This is a genomic window from Dechloromonas denitrificans (genome assembly GCF_020510685.1).
GTDB lineage: Bacteria > Pseudomonadota > Gammaproteobacteria > Burkholderiales > Rhodocyclaceae > Azonexus > Azonexus denitrificans_A.
Map to the genome: position 1 here is coordinate 2,523,779 of NZ_CP075185.1, position 16,687 is coordinate 2,540,465.

Here is a 16,687-nt window from a genome sequence, read left to right on the forward strand (position 1 = left end):
TATAAGGGACGATATAATATCCCAAACCCCCTACAGGAGCCCCCATGAACCCCAACTGGCGCAGCTTTCTGGAGTCTGCCGACGGCGTCTTCGACGGCGAGACCTCCGAACTTCTCAACTTTGGCGATGCCGCCGCGGAGCTACTGGTAGCCAGCCGGCAAACCGTGCTGGTCCCGCTCACCCACCTCGGGTTGATCGAGGCCAGCGGCGAAGAGGCAAAGGCTTTCCTGCACAGCCAGTTCACCAGCGACATCAACCACCTGGCTGGCAGCCAGGCCCAGCACTCCGGCTGGTGTAGCGCCAAGGGGCGTATGCAGGCAAGTTTTCTTACTTGGCGCTCGGGCGACAGCTACCAATTGGCGCTGGCCGGCGACCTTCAGGAAGCGACGCAAAAACGCCTGCAGATGTTCGTCCTGCGCGCCAAGGTCAAATTGACGTCGCTGACTGACAACACCATCCTGCTCGGCCTGTCCGGACCACAGGCCGGCGAAGCGCTGGTCGATGCCGCACTGCCCTGCCCGGCAGAGCCGATGACGACCGCGCAATCCGATGCCGTCACGGTGATCCGGCTTGATGCCAGCCGCTTCATCATTGCCGCCCCGGAATCGGCCAAGGCCGAACTGTGGCAGAAGCTCACCGTCAAGGCCCGGCCGGCCGGCGTTCCGGCCTGGCGCTGGCTTGATATCCAGGCCGCTTTCCCGCTGGTCACATTGGCCACCAAGGAAGAATTCGTGCCGCAAATGGCCGACTTCGAAAAAATCGGCGGCGTCAGCTTCCACAAGGGCTGCTACCCGGGCCAGGAAATCGTCGCGCGCACGCAGTACCTCGGCAAGGTCAAGCGCCACCTGTTTCGCCTGAACAGCCAACAGGCGCTCAAGGCCGGTGACGAACTGCACTCGCCAGACAACCCGGACCAAGCCTGCGGCAAGGTGATGACCGCGGCACCCTCGCCAACTGGCGGCTACGAGGCCCTCGCGGTGGTGCAATCCAATTTCTCGAACAATGTCCACCTCGGCTCGCGCGAAGGGCCGCTGCTACAGGCGGCCGCAGTAAACCCGGCATAGACGGCAAAAATGTGCCTGATCGTCGTCGGCTGGCGTAGCCACCCCGATTATCCACTGGTGGTTGCCGCCAACCGCGACGAGTATTACGCCCGGCCAACGGCAGACGCCGCGCGCTGGCCTGATGTCCCCAACGTCATCGGCGGCATCGATCTTGAAGCCGGCGGCACCTGGCTGGGCATCAGTACGACCGGACGTTTTGCGGCGGTGACCAATGTCCGCGAACCGGCCATGGCGAAAGGCGCGCACTCGCGCGGCGAATTGACGCGGAATTTCCTGCTTTCGGCATCTCCTGCCGGCGACTACGCCAACCGGGTCGATGGCAGCCGCTATTCCGGCTTCAATCTACTGCTCAGCGATGGCGAAGAATTGATCTATTGTTCGAACCGCGACGGTCAGCCGCGTGCTCTACCGCCAGGCATTTACGGGTTGTCGAATCATCTGCTGGACAGCCCTTGGCCCAAGTTACTCCAGGCTCGCCGACAGTTTGCTACGGCGCTCCAGCAGTTGCCCGACGAAGCCGGTTTCTTTGCCCTGCTGGGCGATCAAACCATCGTCGCCGATGCCGACCTGCCAAAGACCGGCGTTCCGCTCGAATGGGAACGGCTACTGTCTGCCGTTTTCGTCAAATCGGAAAGCTACGGAACGCGCGCCTCGACGCTTGCCTGGCAGCATTCGGACGGCACGGTCCGGTTGCACGAGCAAAGCTTCGGCCCCAACGGCCAGGCACTTCAGTCTTCGGTGATTTCCACTTCGCTATAGCACGGCACACTGTCGAACAGTTCGACAATATCGGCATTGCGCATGCGAATACAGCCATGCGACCCGGGAGAGCCCATCTCGACGGCATCGGGGCTGCCGTGAATATAGACATAGCGGCGCATGGTATCGACGCAGCCAAGGCGATTGCGCCCCGACTCGCAACCGGAGAGCCAGAGTATGCGGGTCAGTATCCAGTCCCGGCCGGGGAACTGCGCGGCAAGTTCCGGCGTCCATAGCTCGCCGGTCGGACGGCGACGAACAAAAACGGTGTTTTCCGGCTGCCCGGCGCCGATTTTGGCCCGAATCAGATGGCGGCCACGCGGCGTCTGGTAACTGCCGGAAATTTCACCGACGCCGGCCTTGGCCGTGGAAACCGGGTACTCGCGGAGAACGACTCCGTGATCGTCGAACACGGTCAGCATCTGGCGCGCCACCGAAACGAGCAGTTTCATTGTGTTTTCTTGCGCCGGCCGGCAAAGAACTGCGACAGCATCTGGCTGCATTCATCGGCCAGCACACCGCCATCGACGGTGGCATGGTGATTCAGACGCTCGACGCCAAACAGGTCGACAACACTGCCATGCACGCCGGTTTTCGGATCACGGGCACCATAGATGACGCGGCTAATCCGGGCATGCATGATGGCCCCGGCGCACATCGCACAGGGCTCCAGGGTAACGAAAAGCTCGCACCCCGGCAGTCGGTAGTTGCCCAACACCCGTGCCGCATCGCGCAAAGCGGCAATTTCGGCGTGCGCCGTCGGGTCGCTCTCGCCGATCGGCGAATTGAAGCCGCGACCGACGATCACGCCGTTTTGCACCACGACGGCCCCGACAGGCACTTCGCCCAGACACTCGGCAGCGCGCGCCAGCGACATGGCTTCGCGCATGAAGAACTCATCGCCGAGCACGACGACGTTTTCCGTGGTTATTCCCCACTCGATTATTCATTGGACCGCCATGAGCTTGTGTTTCCTATGGTGCAGCGATCCATAAAATCCTTCATACCGTCAGAGATACCGTCAAAACCAGTGAGCCAAAGTGGCACAACATGATACGCCTAGATGGTGAATATCTCAGATATCGTATGAACCACGCGCACTTACCTATGCCCCACGCATCAAATGATGCCACAGCTTCGTTCGATATCTACTACCGCGATGCGACGGAGCACCTCTCGACCTCGCATGGATGTTATGCCTTAAATCCATTTCGCATACAGACAAATCACCCTAGCAGAAAAGCTTGATGATAGGATGGTCGAGCATGAATGCACCGCCGCTCTCGGGAAAGGCGATGAACATCATGATAGTACCGAAGCCACAGAATGCGGTAACCCCGATTCGCCTTCGTGCCCCCAGATCCTATTCTGGTAACACCTCAGCGTAACGTGCGAGCGATTCGCTCGACCCGTCGACCTGCACTAGTCCACATGCGCACGCTCCATGTTCGTTGTGCCATGACCTACACCAACAACCGCCCATCAGTGTCACTCCACTTAGGGAGTTCTAGGCTAGGAGGAATTATTAAGGCCTCAAATGAACCTGGACGTCCCGAAGGATTGAGCCTTAGCGATTCCATTCGCCCACGTAACCGAACAACCTCAAGCGCTAGTATTCAGGCCCATACTGTTTCAGTCAGTCTGAAATACCAGCGGAATAGGTGGCATGTCACTCTAGCCAGATATCAATCGAGCACCTCGATTTGCCACAGAAGAATAGGCACTGGGCACTGGTCGCTCATCTGCGAGCCATCTTGCACAGCCTGCCAACCAAGATCGCCCCAACACAGCGCTAGTAATTTAAGCTGATGCACCATCAGGCCAGAACGACATCGAAATCCGCCCAGGGAGGGATACTGAAGCTCCTCTCATGCGACTCCATTTCCGCGAACTCCTCTTCGGACACGCCAAATTTGGAGAGCGCCGCACACCTTGCAAGCACCTCATTTTCTTCCTGCACGGTACCGATATGGCGACCTTCACAAATCACATTCCACGTCTTTAACATGATTGATTCCTTTCAATTCAATAACGACACGAATTGAGAATCTCATGTGCATATCGCGTTTCAAGGGTTACTTACAGAGCCATTGGGCTGGTCAGCCAAATTCACACCGATTTTTCCATGCTGGTCCGAGCGGCCACTGCCGCAAGCATCTTCGCGCCTTTTACTATCTGACATAGGCTGCCCGGGCGAACCAAGTTCCGCGCCAGGGACGGGTGTTCCCATTCATTTCTAAAGAGGAACACCATGTTCGCACTCCCCGTATCCAGAGTGTCGCGCCAAATCCCCAGCCGCCAGTCTGGTCGTCGATTATCTGTCTTGCCTCTATGGACAGCCTGAACCCAATGCCTGGATCCGGTCGATGGCGCGGATCACTCCTTTCGCCGACGAAGATATACAGTCTGGCATCCGGCAGGATTTCCATCGCTTAATTGCTGACCAACGAAGAAATGCTGCTTTGGCCACAGCTCTGGGAGATTCGTTTACGGGCTTATGGGACTTCGTCCGGTCATTTCTGAACAAGGTCGAGATCGAGACCCTGTCTGCGCTTTCACCGGATTACGAGTCGCGAGCGCGGCTCAAAGAAATCGTCAATGACACCAAAAGTCACAACGACGAATTGCTGAAGTTGGAACCTGATTTGCTTAAGGCTCTGGCGCATTTCTCCAACGATCAGGCAGGCCGCCTTCTGACCATTCACAAGAGTAAAGGACTCGAATTCGATTCTGTCATCGTTCTCGGTGTCGAGAACCAAACCTTCTAGGGAGAAGAAGATGCCGAGCGTTGCGCTTATTTTGTCGGCATCTCGCGTGCCAAAAGAAGGTTGATATTGACGGTATGCGAGCGCCGAGACACTCCACCATCCAATCCCCGCCGGTGGCAGGAAAACAGAACGCCTCATGCCGAATTCCTAAGTTATGCCACACCATTTCTCGATATTTAGTGAAATTGCATCACATGGGTAGCATCAACACCAACCGCCATCCACCTACGAACGGGATCAGCACTTGCAACGGCTAACAATCAAAGCCATGGATATCGAACCTCCCCAGAGAAGCCCAATACCAAATGTATCGACCTCATCATTACCTCGGTTTGAACTAGCTATTGATAGTGAACAGTACGACCACGCATTCGAACTTGACCCCCACCTTGTCGCCACGCTCTCACGCCGACACATTCTTCTTTTGGATACCAGCGTCTGGATTCGTCTGGCGGACAGGAACGATGAACTGGCCGCTCGGATCGCAGACAGACTAATACGTCTTAAAGATGCAGAAAAAATCATCTGTCCGCTTGCCCCTCCAACCATATGGGAGTTGCGCAAACAGACAGGAGCGTCCCTGACACGCATGGCTGAACTCATGGAAGAATTGAGTGAAAACGTGACTTTTCGCTCGCACGAACAGATCTTCGATAGTGAAATTGAATCCTTTCTGAGCTATTTAATAACGGGAAATTTCAAACCGCTCTCTCTGAATCAACGCTTCGGTCCCTTATTGAGCTATCTCGCTCCGGGCTACCGACTAACCAAAGCCAAGATGTCACTAACGCAGCAAGGAAATGCTCATCTCCATCAATCAGTCTCATCGATGAGACTCACAACCTTGGCGAAGTGGCTAGGCGACAAGTCCAGCCCTCCCTTGTCGTCAAAGTACGACCCCTTGTCTACGTCCAGACAACGCCGAGAGTTGGCTGGCAATTCCGTAGACCTGGCCCGCCGCATCGAAACCGAATTTATTGCCAGAGAACATGTTCTTCCTCGTCTTAAAAAGATGCAGGCCGACATGACGATATCGGAGCGGCTCCGAATAACGTCGAAGATCGACGCACTGCCCAGGAGTCGACGGTATGGAAGCGCTATTGAACACCTGCTTCGCTTTACCCCTGCGCTCGCTGCCCTTGTTGAAGTACAAACCATTAGTGGCTTGGACATCACGCGAAAGAACTCACCCAATGATTTTTTTGATCGTGAATTATTAATTTATGCCTTGTCCTATTCGGGGTCATTTGCTGTGATCGACCGATGGATTTCAAGTCTGGTCGCCTTGTCTCGACAAGGTCATTATTTTTCGTTTTATGAATTTGCTAACAGCCTGGAAGCGTTGAACTCCCTGCTTGATAGACATACCTAGTCTAGCGATGCTGTAATTTGCACTTTGAGCATTTAATCATTGCAGCCATTACCGCAGGTTTAGGAGCCTGCGACACGAATTCCTCCTGCCAAAATAGCCACCAAGGTGCAGAACATCGCCTCTCATCATCCCATCACCTCGCCTAGCCGCTGCCGCAACGTAGCCTTGTCCCGATTTATCCTACTTAGTCCTGAAACGCTTGGGTGACAGCTTCGACGATTTCCGCCCACACACCGGGCTTTTGCAACACTGGCATTTCCCTGGCAAGCACCTTGCTGAGTTCGCCACGGTTCTGCTCTAGCGAGCGCAGCACCCTATCCGCTTGTTGATCCGGCATCTCGACCACTTCCTTGAGTGCAGCGCGTGCCCGTGCATGACTGCGCAGGTAACGAGACTCTTCGCGCATCTGTTCGGTCAGTGTCCGCCCGATGATGTTGGACAGGAACACCACATGAGGCCCCAGATCGGGATAACGCCACAGCGGCCTGGCCTGTTCGGCACCGTGGAAGGCGAAATTCGACACCACGCCATCCTGGTAGGAAGTCCGCACTGGCTCGAACACGATCAGCTCTCGCACGGCCTGTATCAGGGGCTTGGACACCTCATCCAGCACCCGGTCATAGCCGCGCCGCTCCCCGGCATCGTCCGTGATGACGGCGGATACTGGCAGAATCACAGGCTCCGGGATCACGCCATCACGACGCAAGACGTCGTTGACCAGGAACCGATGCACACGGCCATTTCCATCGGCCAGCGGGTGGATGTAGACAAAGCCGAATGCAGCGACTGCGCTACGCATCGTGGACGACTGACCTTGCGTTCTTTCGAGGAATGTCTGCAGCCCGTCCAGCATCGCGGCGATCTCGTCAGCTGGTGGCGCCACGTAGTGCACGACCTCCTGGTAGCGCACCGTCTCGCCGACGAACACGGGAGACCGGCGCATCCCGAAATGGGTAATCGTTGTCCGATCACCCAGGATTTCCCGCTGCAACTCGGCCAGCGCGGCATCGCTGAACGGTAAATCTCCCTGACCGGTGCGCCGCGCCATCACATCCGCAAAACGCTGCACCCGCCCTGCCCGATCGGCTTCACCTTCGATGGCAAAGCTTGCTTTGCTCTCCCGCAGCGTCATCCAGACTGCTGCCCGCATTAACAGGTCTTCGCCAAACTCGGCGGCCAGTTCCCCAAACAGGCGCGGAATGTCCAGACTGGCAGCCCGATTCACCGCATCGGTCTTGACCACCATGGGGCAAAAACTCCGAGCACCCGGCAGGTTGTCATTCACCCGCCAGCGCTGCACTTTGACGACCCGGTCGGGCGATGCCGCCACCAGTTTGGCGTCGTCAATGGCATCAATGTAATTACCCCCCAGGCGCTCCGGCACCGCCAGCGTCTCTCCCGTTAGCCACTCGTACAGGAAGGCGGCCCGACGGGCATACTGCCCGGTCGGTTCGGCCATGACCCAGGCTTGAACGAAATCCGGACCGCTTCGCTCGAAGAGGCGAGCGAGGAATTCCAGATGGGGTACCTCGTGCCGAAGGTGAAACTGTAGGTGTGCCGCCGGCTCCACAGCTGGCCGCATGGCCTCCGTATAGACCTCCGAACGGAAGCCGTTGTCGACTTGGGTCGCGCGCCGCCCCCCAATCTGACTGACCACAGGCGGCCTCCCCAGCAGCGTCACTCCGTAGGTCTGCGCCAGCCAGGCAGAACCAATCAGTTGTGTCGGTAGTCCGGTCATGCAACCTCTCCAAGGAATACAGCTTTCATTTGCTCAAAAACGACGACGTAAGCAAAGAGTTGGCATCGACTAGGTTAAGGCTGCGTCAAATCAATTTAATTCGATGATCGTTGCTCAAAAGCGATTATGAAGCAAATTAACTCACCCTCCAATCTTCTTCAAAGGACGGGCAGAAATGACCTGAATATCCACAGCAGGGTCTTCGACTTCGGGAGCTTGGAGTGGGTAGATATCCATACCGTCGATCACGACCCCTTTATTGAGGTCTCTCACATCCTTCAAGATGCGCTGGCGTACCTCTTCGGGAAGAACGGTGACGAGCGGTGAAGCCTGCCTAAGTTGCTGGGCATGCCACGTGCGGCCAAGCGCTTTGCGCCATGAACCGGCCTCCAGGCTAGCCTGCCACTCCCGCCATAGGCTTGTGGAACGAGAATCGCCGGTGCTCAGCCAACGCTTGGCGGCATCCAGGGCCAGCTGCACCAGCGCCGGGTTGGCCTTGGCAAGCCGCACAGCTTCTTCGTGGAGCGCCAGACTTTGCAGGTCCTGAAGCTGATGTTTTTATTGTCCGTTGAAACACGCACCTGCACGACCGGCGCTGCACGCCGGGCCCGTGCTGCAGCAGAACCTGCCGGCGGCGGTTGCAGGGTATCTCCAGCGAGTAGAGCCAGTTCGCCACTGAGGCCCAAGACCAAGACAGACATGATGCGAAGGTAGGTTCCGATAGATGGTGCAGGATCACCGGCTTCGACTGCTCGCAGGGTATTGCGAGTGATCCCCGCGCGCGCCGCCATTTCGACCGTGCCAACTCCCAGTGCTTTCCGCAGGCGCGTAAGCCGGTCGCCCGGTTGAAGCAATAACTGGCGTTCCAGAATAGCGCTGATTTCTGAAGTGCTCATTTGATCAAAATTTTAACCAAAACACTGAAAAATGGTGAATGTACTCACCAAATTTGGCCAACACAGATCAAGCTCGACTCATATGTGCAAAACGGCGCTTCAGATCTTCACTGAGCAAGACCACTTGCCCAACCTTGCGGCCCTCGGTTCAGATATTTTCCTAGCCCTGCAAACCGGCGAACAAGGTCTTAACGGGACTCCACACTTAGCAAGAAGAAATGTCCGAAAATTGTAGATATATTTCGGACACTAAGAGGCGGCATGTGAAAGATTCAAACCGGGGCCGTGGAATTTCCACCCTTACCATACGCGCCGGCTAGACTACTTGGTAGAGCCGGGCAATGGTCTTACCACTGAACTGGACGTCGAGCTTCATGGCAGGTCACCTTGGCGCTGCTCGGCCAGAATGTCCTCGAGCGTGCGCACATGCCCCCGCTTCACCAGCTTCAAGTCGTAGCCGGAAACTTCGAGCAGGCGTACCAGCGCGGACACGCTCATGTCGCCTTTGGCCAGGGTTTCCATGCGCGCCACGGTTGTACGCGAAACACCTGCCCGCTGGGCGAGTTCCCCCTGACTCAGCCGCACTTCGCGGCGAGCACTCTTGATCATCTCGGCAACATCAGAAAGTGTTGTCACTGTAGCCCTCGGGCATCCAAATAGCATCGAATTGCCATTAATGTGGCCCTTGGGACACAATAATTCAAGTGAGCAATCCGATAAATCAGGAGCCCTCACTTTCCCAGCTCACAACACAGCGCACTATGTGCTTGCCCCAAATTCACGGATTTGACCTTGTGAAGCTGACTAGCTTTCATCCGCTCCTTGGGAATCATCCCCGCAAGACTTTTTTGCCCAAACCGAAACTGCCGTCATGGGTGCACAGTCAGCATGGGCGTGTACGTTTCGCTGGCCGCCCATGCACCGACCATGTTCGCCCACTCTTCGAGCATGTGACGGCGCGGCTCAGCATACTCTGCCTTGTTGTAGATCGACCGCGAAGACCGTCCGCTTTCGTGCGCAAGGCACTTTTCGATCCAGTCACCATTGAAACCAGCTTCGTTGAGCAACGTGGAGCCCGTTCGCCTCAAATCATGGACGGTGAATGGCTCCAACGGCAATCCTGCCTCCTTCGCCCGTTCTGCGATTAGCTGCGTGACACGGTTCAGCGTGGCCTTCGACATGCATCGATCCGCGTCGTAGCGCGAGGGCAATACATACCTTGATCCGGCGGCGCATGTGCGCAGTGCGATCATGATGTCGAGCGCCTGGGAAGAGAGGTACACATTGTGCGCCCTCCTCCCTTTCATGCGAGCCTTCGGGATAGTCCATACGGCCGCCTCGAAATCAACCTCGTTCCAAGTCGCCTCAATCAGTTCGCTCTTGCGCACCAGCGTCAGCAGGATCAAACGCAACGCGAGCCGAATGGCAGGATAGGTCGGTACACGATCCAACTGCTGATGCATCAACTGGATTTCCAGCTGAGATAGCACCCGATCTTTGGGCACGAACGTAGCGATGGATCCTGGACCAAGTTCGTCGGCAGGATTGCTCACCTTCTCCCCGTGCAGGTTAGCGTAACCATAGATCTGCTTGACGATGTCCCGAACATGAATCGCCGTCGCTGGAGCCCCTCGCTCTTTCACACGCATGCACAGTGCGCGCAGATCCTCTACACGAACCTCTCTCAAAAGGCGTTTGCTGAAGATCGGCAGGATGTCGCGGTCCAACACGCTCTTACGCATCGACCGCGTCGAATCAGCCATGGTGGCCCCGTAAAGCCACTGGATCGCATGGTCACTGAAAGTCTTGGTTTCAGGACCGCGAGCCTTCTCTCGCCGCTTCTGCAGGGCTGGTGAAATGCCGTCGCGCACCAATTGCCTGGCATCCAACAACTTTTCCCGCGCCGCGGCGAGCGAGATGCCGCCAAAACCGTAGCGACCAATGATCAGCGTCTCGCGCTGGCCATTGATACGGTAGTCGTACCTGAAGGAAATGGAACCCGTCGGCAGAATGGCCACGTACATGCCATCGCGGTCAGCAACTTTGTAAAGGGTCGCGCGAGGCTTGAGGTTTCGAAGGGCAAGGTCTGTGAGCATCTAATTTTTCTCCTGATCGAGACGGCAAATTGCCGTCACCAATCAAGAGGCATACAGATGCCCGCGAACCTTCATGAAACCTAGCTTCAGGAATCCATTTCTACCGTCACAGACGGTATTTCTGTGACAGCCAAACCCTGCCTCAACGCGGCCTAGCGCAAAGAACTCATTCGTACCGTCAGCGATACCGTCAAATTCGTCGCCTGGCAACGCCTGAAGCGTAAGAGCCTCAGATAAGAAAACAATTTAAATCAACAGCTTATGAGGACTCAATTGCCAGTGAATTATCTTTGCGTATTTATGCAAGGCATTGATTTATATAGAAAAACAACTAATTCCTACTCCCACTCGATCGTCGCCGGCGGTTTGCCCGAGACGTCATAGACGACCCGGTTCAGGCCGCGAACTTCGTTAATGATGCGATTGGAAACGCGACCGAGCAGTTCGTACGGCAGGTGAGCCCAGTGAGCGGTCATGAAGTCGCTAGTCACCACGGCCCGCAGCGCGACGACGTTTTCATAGGTGCGGCCATCACCCATCACGCCAACGCTCTTGACCGGCAGGAAGACGGCAAACGCCTGACTGGTCAGGTCGTACCAGGTCTTGCCGAGATCGGCTTCGGTACAGGCGCCGGCCGCCACGTCGCGCTCGGTAGCCACGGTGGCGCGCAATTCGTCGATGAAAATCGCATCGGCGCGCTGCAGCAGATGCGCCGCCTTCAGCGTGACTTCACCAAGGATGCGCACGCCCAGCCCCGGCCCCGGGAACGGATGGCGATAGACCATCTCGCGCGGCAGGCCGAGAGCCACCCCCAGTTCGCGGACTTCGTCCTTGAACAGCTCGCGCAGCGGCTCGAGCAGCTTGAGGTGCATGTCTTCCGGCAGGCCACCGACATTGTGGTGGCTCTTGATGGTGTGGGCGCCCTTCTTGTTCTTGCCGGCCGACTCGATCACGTCGGGGTAGATAGTGCCCTGGGCCAGCCATTTGGCCGACGGAAGCTTCTTCGACTCGGCCTGAAAGACCTCGACGAACTCCTTGCCGATGATCTTGCGCTTGGCTTCCGGATCGGAAACACCGGCCAGCTTGCCCATGAAGTCGTCGACCGCATCGACGCGAATGACCTTGACCCCGAGGTTGCGGGCAAACATGTCCATCACCATGTCGCCTTCGTTGAGGCGGAGCAGGCCGTGATCGACAAAAACGCAGGTCAGCTGATCGCCGATGGCGCGATGGATAAGCGCTGCGGCAACGCTCGAATCGACGCCGCCGGACAGGCCGAGGATGACCTCATCGGTGCCGACCTGAGCGCGGATCGAGGCAACGGCTTCGGCAATGTAGTCGCCCATCACCCAGTCGGTGCCGCAGCCGCAGATGCCATGCACGAAGCTTTCGAGAATGGCGCGGCCCTGCACGGTATGCGTCACTTCCGGATGGAACTGCACGGCGTAGAACTTGCGGTCTTCGTCGGCCATCCCGGCAATCGGGCAGGACGGCGTCGACGCCATGGTCTTGAAGCCGGGCGGCAGTTCCATGACGGAGTCGCCGTGGCTCATCCAGACTTTCAGCATGCCGTGGCCTTCGGCCGTCGTGAAATCGGCAATGTCTTTCAACAAGGCGGTGTGGCCGTGGGCACGAACCTCGGAGTAACCGAATTCACGGGCCTTACCGGCCGCTTCGGCGGTCATTACCTGGCCGCCCAATTGCTGCGCCATCGTTTGCATACCGTAACAGATACCCAGTACCGGCACGCCCAGCTGGAAGACAGCCTCCGGAGCGCGCGGCGTATCGCCGTCCGTCACCGAACTCGGCCCGCCGGACAGAATGATGCCCTTGGCGCCATAGTTGCGGATGAAGTCGTCCGAAACGTCGTAGGGGTGGATTTCGCAGAAGACCTTGGCCTCCCGCACGCGGCGGGCGATCAGCTGGGTGACCTGGGAGCCAAAATCGAGAATGAGGATTTTCTGGTGAGCCATTGCAAAACCTTCAATGAAAAAGGCGGCTACCGGAGCCGCCCTTTGGGACACGGGAACGATCAGTCGAGATGGTAGTTCGGCGCTTCCTTGGTGATCTGCACGTCGTGGACGTGAGACTCACGGATGCCGGCCGAGGTGATCTCGACGAAGCAGGCGTTGTCATGCATGTGCGCGATCGTCGGACTGCCGAGATAACCCATCGAGGAGCGCAGACCACCCATCAACTGGTGAATGACGGCGAGCACCGAGCCCTTGTACGGCACACGACCTTCGATACCTTCCGGCACGAACTTGTCCACGTTCGAAGTGGTTTCCTGGAAGTAGCGATCGGAGGAACCGGCCTGCATCGCGCCCAGGGAGCCCATGCCGCGATAGGACTTGTAGGAACGCCCCTGGAACAATTCAACTTCGCCCGGCGCCTCTTCAGTACCGGCAAACAGACCGCCCAACATCACCGTATCGGCACCAGCAGCGATCGCCTTGGCGATATCGCCCGAGTAACGAATGCCGCCGTCGGCGATCATCGGCACACCGGTCCCCTTGAGCGCTTCGGAAACGTTCTGGATGGCGGTGATTTGCGGCACCCCGACACCGGCCACGATACGCGTCGTACAAATGGAGCCAGGACCGATACCGACCTTGACGCCATCGGCGCCCTGATCGAGCAGCGCCCGCGCCGCGTCGGCCGTCGCAATATTGCCGCCGATGACTTCGATCTGCGGAAAATTCTTCTTGACCCAGTTCACGCGGTCGAGCACGCCTTGCGAATGACCATGTGCCGTATCGACGACGATGACATCGACGCCGGCCTCAGCAAGCAACTCAACGCGTTCCTCGGTACCGGCACCGACGCCAACCGCCGCACCGGCACGCAAGCGGCCGGTGAGATCCTTGTTCGCCAACGGATGCTCGGTCGATTTGAGAATATCCTTGACGGTAATCAGGCCACGCAGATGGTATTCATCGTCGATAACCAGCACGCGCTCCAGGCGGTGCTTGCGGATCAGTTCCTTGGCATCCTCGACGCTGGCTTCCTCGCTTACGGTAACCAGGCGCTTGCGCGGCGTCATGATCAACCGGACCTGCTGGTCGAGATTGGTTTCAAAGCGCAGGTCGCGATTGGTCACGATACCAACCACCTTGCCCGCCTTGTCGATTACCGGCAGGCCGGAAATCTTGTGCTGACGAGTAATTTCGATCACATCGCGCACCGTCATCAGCGGCGACACAGTAATCGGATCGCGCAGGATGCCGGATTCGAATCGCTTGACCTTCGCCACTTCGGCCGCCTGGGCCTTGGGCGACAGGTTCTTGTGGACGATACCGATGCCACCTTCCTGCGCCAGGGCGATGGCGAGACGGCCTTCCGTCACGGTATCCATGGCGGCAGATAGCAGCGGCAAGTTCAGAGTAATGTTGCGGGTCAGCCGGGTCGACAGGTTGACATCGCGGGGCAAAATCTGGGAGTGGGCGGGGACGAGCAGAACGTCGTCGAAGGTAAGGGCTTTTTGCAAAAGTCGCATTGCCTTTAATCCAAGGTCACAAAATCGTATTATACAGAAAACCTTCAAAAAGCCCGATAACCATGAAAACCGCTCTCATTTTTACCCTCGGAATCACGCTGACTACCGCATTCGTCACGGCTCATGCCCAAACCTACCAGTGGAAGGACAGCAGCGGCCGCACCGTGATTTCCGACACCCCGCCGCCGGGCGTGGCAGCCAAGGAAGCACGCGCCATCGGCGGACGGCAACCGGCTTTTGCCAAAGAGGAAAAACAGGTGGAAAAAGCAGCCGAGGCACCGAAATCGACGGCTGAAAAAGACCTGGATTTCAAGAAACGCCAGCAGGAAGCCAGGGAAAAAACCGAGAAAGACGCCAAGGAACAGAAAGCCGCTGCCGACAAGAGGGACAACTGCGAACGTGCCCGCCGCAACCTCGCAGCCCTAGAAGCCGACCAGCCGATGGCTACCCTGGATGAGAAAGGCGAAGCCCAGCGGATGGATAGCAACCAGCGCAATCAGGAAATGGAGCGCGCCCGGCAGTTCATCACGGAATCCTGCAAGTAGGCGGGATACCCGGGAATCAGGCCTCGGGGGCGTCGGTATCACCGGCGCCCTTTTTCATGACCTTGCCTTCGGCAGCACGCTGCTTGCGGACTTCCTTCGGATCGGCGATGAGCGGCCGGTAGATTTCAACGCGATCGCGGTCGCGCAACAGCGCATCCGCCTTGGACAGCTTGGCGTAAATACCGAATTTGTTTTTTTTCAGATCGATTTCCGGGTATTTCTGTAACAGCCCCGACGCTTCAAGAGCCTGCGCCAGGGTCGCCCCGGCGGGCAGCTTGACACTGACCAGCTCCTGTTTTGTTGACAGGGCGTAGCAAACCTCGATTGTCATTAATTCAGCCATGGCTGGCTCCGTAAACCTGCGCCGCGCGGCGCACAAAGGCATCAACAAAGGTACTGGCAATGTGATTGAACACAGGCCCGATGACCTTCTCGAACAGCTTGCTGGAAAACTCGTAATGCAGCCTGAACTCGATCTTGCAGGCATTTTCGGCCAGGGCCCGAAAGTGCCAAGAACCCTCCAACCGGCGAAACGGGCCATCAACCAGGCGGATTTTCATCAGCGTCGGATATTCCTTGTCGTTTTCCGTGGTGAAAGCTGATTTAACCGAGTGGTAATTGATATGCAGCGTTGCGACCGTTTTCGCGGCATCGCGGAACTTGACCTCGGTCTGGCTGCACCAGGGCAGAAATGCGGGGTAATCCTCGCAGCGATCGACTAGTTCAAACATGCGCTGGGCGGACTGCTCGATCAATACTGTTTTTTCAACCTGGGCCATGCGTCGGCTGCAGTCCTGTATCCTGTAAAATGACGATTTTAATGGATCACTCGCGGCATGAGCATCACGGTTAACAAAAAAGCCTTTCACGACTTCTCCGTCGAAGAGAAGTTTGAGGCCGGTATTGCCCTCCAGGGTTGGGAGGTCAAGGCCATTCGTGCCGGCCGGATGAATATCAAGGAATCCTACGTCATTATCAAGAGTGGCGAGATTTTCCTGATCGGCATGCACATCTCCCCGCTGACCACCGCCTCGAGCCATAACGCCCACGACCCGGTCCGCACCCGCAAGCTGCTCCTGCATGGCAAGGAGATCATGAAACTGATCGGTAAGGTGGAACGTGCCGGTTACGCGCTGGTGCCGATCGATCTGCACTTCACTCGCGGCCGGATCAAACTTGAGGTTGGCCTGGCCAAGGGCAAGAAGCAGTACGACAAACGCCTGGATGAGCAGGAAAAATCCGGCAAGCGTGAGGCGGCCCGCGCCATGAAGGAACATAACCGCTAAGGTGAGCATGGACGCCTTGCTCTACTGGGTTGGCATGGCGGCCGTTGCGGTCAGCGCGCTGACTGGCGTCCTCGACTCCAGCCGAAAACAGATGGACCTGATCGGCGCGCTTCTCGTCGGCATTGCGACGGCGCTTGGCGGCGGCACGATTCGCGATCTGCTCCTTGACCGCAACGTTTTCTGGGTAGTCGATCAGACTTACCTGATTGCCGCCCTCGGGACCGGCCTCGCGACTTTCTTCATCGCCCGCTCGCTGCCTCTTCCGCCGCGCCTGTTTCTGATTCCCGACGCGATCGGCCTGGCGCTGTTCACCATCGTCGGCACCCAGGTTTCGTTGCAGTGGCATGCACCCTGGCTGGTCGCCAGTCTGATGGGCGTGATCACCGGCATCGTCGGCGGCGTGCTGCGGGATATTCTATGCAACGACGTACCCCTGGTTTTTCTCAAGGGCGAGCTTTATGCCACCGCCGCCTGGGTTGGGGCGCTGGCGCTGATCGCCCTGCAGGAAAGCGGCCTGCCCTCGGTCACGGCGAGCTGGCTGGCCATGGGCATCGTGCTGATGCTCCGTCTGCTGGCCATGCACTACCACATCACCCTGCCGGCTTTCCGACCACAACGCACGCCTTGAAATAGCCGGAACGATTGCCGCCGGATTCAGTCTCTACAA

At 57.6% G+C, this 16,687-nt stretch carries 19 protein-coding genes; 7 read left to right on the forward strand and 12 right to left on the reverse strand.

Going from position 1 to position 16,687, the window contains the following annotated elements; translation table 11 throughout:
• The first annotated feature begins 44 nt into the window (after window positions 1-44).
• Both KI611_RS12020 and KI611_RS12025 read left to right on the forward strand, forming a co-directional pair.
• Complete coding sequence (locus KI611_RS12020) at window positions 45-1,064, forward strand: YgfZ/GcvT domain-containing protein (protein WP_226415385.1); 1,020 nt, start codon at window positions 45-47, stop codon at window positions 1,062-1,064.
• A gap of 9 nt (window positions 1,065-1,073) precedes the next feature.
• Window positions 1,074-1,823 (forward strand): NRDE family protein, encoded by a 750-nt coding sequence (locus KI611_RS12025; protein ID WP_226415449.1) that lies wholly within the window; start codon window positions 1,074-1,076, stop codon window positions 1,821-1,823.
• Here the strand turns inward: KI611_RS12025 and KI611_RS12030 are convergent.
• From KI611_RS12030 to KI611_RS12040, 3 genes are all read right to left on the reverse strand, one after another.
• The gene (locus tag KI611_RS12030; protein WP_226415453.1) at window positions 1,793-2,275 is read right to left on the reverse strand and encodes a L,D-transpeptidase; all 483 of its coding nucleotides are present in this window, start codon (window positions 2,273-2,275) and stop codon (window positions 1,793-1,795) included. The genes KI611_RS12025 and KI611_RS12030 overlap by 31 nt on opposite strands.
• Entirely contained in the window at window positions 2,272-2,733 is a 462-nt protein-coding gene (gene tadA, locus KI611_RS12035; RefSeq protein ID WP_226415473.1) for a tRNA adenosine(34) deaminase TadA, read from the reverse strand. Before tadA ends, KI611_RS12030 begins: the two co-directional genes overlap by 4 nt.
• A 906-nt stretch (window positions 2,734-3,639) precedes the next feature.
• Window positions 3,640-3,831 carry a hypothetical protein gene (locus KI611_RS12040; protein ID WP_226415476.1) on the reverse strand — a complete coding sequence of 64 codons (192 nt, stop codon included), beginning with the start codon at window positions 3,829-3,831 and terminating at the stop codon, window positions 3,640-3,642.
• A gap of 358 nt (window positions 3,832-4,189) precedes the next feature.
• Here KI611_RS12040 and KI611_RS12045 point away from each other — a divergent pair, with 358 nt between their 5' ends.
• Window positions 4,190-4,591, forward strand: a complete 402-nt coding sequence (locus KI611_RS12045) for a 3'-5' exonuclease (protein WP_226415501.1) — start codon at window positions 4,190-4,192, stop codon at window positions 4,589-4,591.
• Between the two features lie 268 nt (window positions 4,592-4,859).
• Entirely contained in the window at window positions 4,860-5,963 is a 1,104-nt protein-coding gene (locus KI611_RS12050) for a hypothetical protein (protein WP_226415504.1), read from the forward strand.
• Between the two features lie 184 nt (window positions 5,964-6,147).
• Here the strand turns inward: KI611_RS12050 and KI611_RS12055 are convergent, their stop codons facing one another.
• The 7 genes from KI611_RS12055 to guaB form a co-directional block, all read right to left on the reverse strand.
• Window positions 6,148-7,701: a Fic family protein gene (locus tag KI611_RS12055; RefSeq protein WP_226415509.1), complete on the reverse strand. Its 1,554-nt coding sequence runs from the start codon at window positions 7,699-7,701 to the stop codon at window positions 6,148-6,150.
• A gap of 141 nt (window positions 7,702-7,842) precedes the next feature.
• Window positions 7,843-8,211 carry a hypothetical protein gene (locus KI611_RS12060; RefSeq protein WP_226419967.1) on the reverse strand — a complete coding sequence of 123 codons (369 nt, stop codon included), beginning with the start codon at window positions 8,209-8,211 and terminating at the stop codon, window positions 7,843-7,845.
• Window positions 8,145-8,597, reverse strand: coding sequence for a helix-turn-helix transcriptional regulator (locus KI611_RS22190; RefSeq protein ID WP_226415512.1), 453 nt, complete (start codon window positions 8,595-8,597; stop codon window positions 8,145-8,147). The genes KI611_RS12060 and KI611_RS22190 overlap by 67 nt, the downstream gene beginning before the upstream one ends.
• Window positions 8,598-8,969: 372 nt before the next feature.
• Window positions 8,970-9,233 (reverse strand): helix-turn-helix domain-containing protein, encoded by a 264-nt coding sequence (locus tag KI611_RS12070; protein ID WP_226415515.1) that lies wholly within the window; start codon window positions 9,231-9,233, stop codon window positions 8,970-8,972.
• Between the two features lie 233 nt (window positions 9,234-9,466).
• Window positions 9,467-10,693 (reverse strand): tyrosine-type recombinase/integrase, encoded by a 1,227-nt coding sequence (locus KI611_RS12075; RefSeq protein WP_226415518.1) that lies wholly within the window; start codon window positions 10,691-10,693, stop codon window positions 9,467-9,469.
• Window positions 10,694-11,031: 338 nt separating this feature from the next.
• Window positions 11,032-12,666, reverse strand: a complete 1,635-nt coding sequence (gene guaA, locus KI611_RS12080) for a glutamine-hydrolyzing GMP synthase (RefSeq protein WP_226415542.1) — start codon at window positions 12,664-12,666, stop codon at window positions 11,032-11,034.
• Window positions 12,667-12,725: 59 nt separating this feature from the next.
• Window positions 12,726-14,189 carry an IMP dehydrogenase gene (gene guaB, locus KI611_RS12085; RefSeq protein ID WP_226415544.1) on the reverse strand — a complete coding sequence of 488 codons (1,464 nt, stop codon included), beginning with the start codon at window positions 14,187-14,189 and terminating at the stop codon, window positions 12,726-12,728.
• Here guaB and KI611_RS12090 point away from each other — a divergent pair.
• Window positions 14,189-14,734 (forward strand): DUF4124 domain-containing protein, encoded by a 546-nt coding sequence (locus KI611_RS12090; RefSeq protein ID WP_226415547.1) that lies wholly within the window; start codon window positions 14,189-14,191, stop codon window positions 14,732-14,734. The genes guaB and KI611_RS12090 overlap by 1 nt on opposite strands.
• Before the next feature lie 16 nt (window positions 14,735-14,750).
• Here KI611_RS12090 and KI611_RS12095 read toward each other — a convergent pair whose 3' ends face one another.
• Both KI611_RS12095 and KI611_RS12100 read right to left on the reverse strand, forming a co-directional pair.
• Complete coding sequence (locus KI611_RS12095) at window positions 14,751-15,077, reverse strand: RnfH family protein (RefSeq protein ID WP_226415549.1); 327 nt, start codon at window positions 15,075-15,077, stop codon at window positions 14,751-14,753.
• Window positions 15,070-15,513: a type II toxin-antitoxin system RatA family toxin gene (locus KI611_RS12100; RefSeq protein WP_226415551.1), complete on the reverse strand. Its 444-nt coding sequence runs from the start codon at window positions 15,511-15,513 to the stop codon at window positions 15,070-15,072. The genes KI611_RS12095 and KI611_RS12100 overlap by 8 nt, the downstream gene beginning before the upstream one ends.
• Window positions 15,514-15,570: 57 nt before the next feature.
• Between KI611_RS12100 and smpB the strand changes: the two genes are divergently transcribed.
• Window positions 15,571-16,020 carry an SsrA-binding protein SmpB gene (gene smpB / locus KI611_RS12105; RefSeq protein ID WP_226415554.1) on the forward strand — a complete coding sequence of 150 codons (450 nt, stop codon included), beginning with the start codon at window positions 15,571-15,573 and terminating at the stop codon, window positions 16,018-16,020.
• 7 nt (window positions 16,021-16,027) lie between these two features.
• Entirely contained in the window at window positions 16,028-16,648 is a 621-nt protein-coding gene (locus tag KI611_RS12110; protein WP_226415556.1) for a trimeric intracellular cation channel family protein, read from the forward strand.
• Window positions 16,649-16,687 lie beyond the last annotated feature (39 nt).

Excerpts from the sequence above, each read along its gene's own strand:
- guaA (WP_226415542.1), bottom strand. The coding sequence starts at position 12,666 with ATGGCTCACCAGAAAATCCTCATTCTCGATTTTGGCTCCCAGGTCACC.
- KI611_RS12040 (WP_226415476.1), bottom strand. The coding sequence starts at position 3,831 with ATGTTAAAGACGTGGAATGTGATTTGTGAAGGTCGCCATATCGGTACC.
- KI611_RS12050 (WP_226415504.1), top strand. The coding sequence starts at position 4,860 with ATGGATATCGAACCTCCCCAGAGAAGCCCAATACCAAATGTATCGACC.
- KI611_RS12055 (WP_226415509.1), bottom strand. The coding sequence starts at position 7,701 with ATGACCGGACTACCGACACAACTGATTGGTTCTGCCTGGCTGGCGCAG.
- smpB (WP_226415554.1), top strand. The coding sequence starts at position 15,571 with ATGAGCATCACGGTTAACAAAAAAGCCTTTCACGACTTCTCCGTCGAA.
- KI611_RS12045 (WP_226415501.1), top strand. The coding sequence starts at position 4,190 with ATGGCGCGGATCACTCCTTTCGCCGACGAAGATATACAGTCTGGCATC.
- KI611_RS12025 (WP_226415449.1), top strand. The coding sequence starts at position 1,074 with ATGTGCCTGATCGTCGTCGGCTGGCGTAGCCACCCCGATTATCCACTG.
- KI611_RS12110 (WP_226415556.1), top strand. The coding sequence starts at position 16,028 with ATGGACGCCTTGCTCTACTGGGTTGGCATGGCGGCCGTTGCGGTCAGC.
- guaB (WP_226415544.1), bottom strand. The coding sequence starts at position 14,189 with ATGCGACTTTTGCAAAAAGCCCTTACCTTCGACGACGTTCTGCTCGTC.
- KI611_RS12075 (WP_226415518.1), bottom strand. The coding sequence starts at position 10,693 with ATGCTCACAGACCTTGCCCTTCGAAACCTCAAGCCTCGCGCGACCCTT.
- KI611_RS12020 (WP_226415385.1), top strand. The coding sequence starts at position 45 with ATGAACCCCAACTGGCGCAGCTTTCTGGAGTCTGCCGACGGCGTCTTC.
- KI611_RS12100 (WP_226415551.1), bottom strand. The coding sequence starts at position 15,513 with ATGGCCCAGGTTGAAAAAACAGTATTGATCGAGCAGTCCGCCCAGCGC.
- KI611_RS22190 (WP_226415512.1), bottom strand. The coding sequence starts at position 8,597 with ATGAGCACTTCAGAAATCAGCGCTATTCTGGAACGCCAGTTATTGCTT.
- KI611_RS12095 (WP_226415549.1), bottom strand. The coding sequence starts at position 15,077 with ATGGCTGAATTAATGACAATCGAGGTTTGCTACGCCCTGTCAACAAAA.
- KI611_RS12030 (WP_226415453.1), bottom strand. The coding sequence starts at position 2,275 with ATGAAACTGCTCGTTTCGGTGGCGCGCCAGATGCTGACCGTGTTCGAC.